This window comes from Providencia sp. wls1922, assembly GCF_009706505.1.
GTDB lineage: Bacteria > Pseudomonadota > Gammaproteobacteria > Enterobacterales > Enterobacteriaceae > Providencia > Providencia lanzhouensis.
Genome location: NZ_WLUG01000017.1, coordinates 1 through 1,147 on the forward strand (window position 1 = coordinate 1; position 1,147 = coordinate 1,147).

The 1,147-nt window shown below is 42.5% G+C and carries 2 protein-coding genes and 1 pseudogene; all 3 read left to right on the forward strand.

Annotation, left to right across the window (positions count from 1 at the left end; all coding sequences use genetic code 11):
* The coding region (locus GKR71_RS00795; RefSeq protein WP_154633795.1) for a RusA family crossover junction endodeoxyribonuclease at positions 1-199 on the forward strand (199 nt) is incomplete at its 5' end.
* A 16-nt stretch (positions 200-215) separates the two neighbouring features.
* Positions 216-884 (forward strand): phage antirepressor KilAC domain-containing protein, encoded by a 669-nt coding sequence (locus GKR71_RS00800; RefSeq protein WP_154633796.1) that lies wholly within the window; start codon positions 216-218, stop codon positions 882-884.
* Positions 877-1,147 (forward strand): annotated as a pseudogene (locus GKR71_RS00805) (DUF968 domain-containing protein); the annotation flags it as partial. The gene GKR71_RS00800 and the pseudogene GKR71_RS00805, both read left to right, overlap by 8 nt.

The following is a 1,147-nucleotide window of genomic DNA, read 5'->3' on the forward strand; positions in this document are numbered from 1 at the left end:
GAAGATGTACCCACCAACAAACCATAGGAGAGATATCGACAACTATTTGAAAGCGCCATTCGACGCACTGACACACGCCAACGTTTGGAAAGATGATGAGCAAGTTAAGCGTGTTGATATGCAATGGTGCGAGGTAGTAAAGGGTGGTCGGTTTGAAATCACGATCAGCTTACATGAAAGCGCAAATGCGGTTGCGTAAAACGTGGAGAAATAGCATGAATCAATTAGCGATAAAAACTTTAACAATGTCCAGCGTAGAGATATCAGAGTTAGTTGAGTCTCGTCATGACAAGGTGAAGCAATCAATTGAAAGGCTTGCTACACGAGGAGTCATTCAACTTCCCCCAATGGGGGAGGTTAAAAATCATCAAAATCAGACGGTGCAGGTTTATCAATTAAATAAGCGCGATAGTTACGTTGTTGTGGCTCAACTATCACCAGAGTTCACTGCGAGGCTGGTGGATAGATGGCAAGAGTTAGAAAACCAAAAGTTGGTGCCGACAACATTTTCAGAAGCACTACGCTTAGCTGCGGATCTGGAAGAAGAAAAACAGCAGCTTGAAAATAAACTAATCGAAGCGGCACCGAAGGTTGAATTTGTTGATAGATACGTCAAAGCCACTGGCGCGATGACATTTAGACAAGTGTGTAAATTGCTTGATGTGAAAGAACCCGAGTTCAGGGGTTTTTTGCTCGATAAAAAAATTATGTATCGTCTCAATAATATATTGACCCCATATCAGCAACATTTAGAAGCTGGACGATTTGAAATGAAAACTGGTGTTACGCAAGGCACTGAGTATGCGTTTGCACAAGCCAGATTCACTGCCAAGGGTGTTAAATGGATAGCTGGTCAATGGATGGAGCACAAAGCATATGCGTGAAGCTTCAATTCTTACAGCAAGTACGGTACCGGAACTTGGATTAGTAATTTTTAAGCCTGGTGTTAGCGAACTGCATAAATTTACTGGTCGCATGTTAATTATCCCGGTACCGGAGTCATTAGGCGATAAATCAGTAGGGCCTATCTCTCTTTCTCCATCATTCCTCAGCGACGAGTTGAAGGGGATTGAAGAGATAAAGCAAGTATTAGATTTAGCTGTAGATCCTGAGCCACCAGCAAGTTTTATGAAGTTTCCAAAGCTTC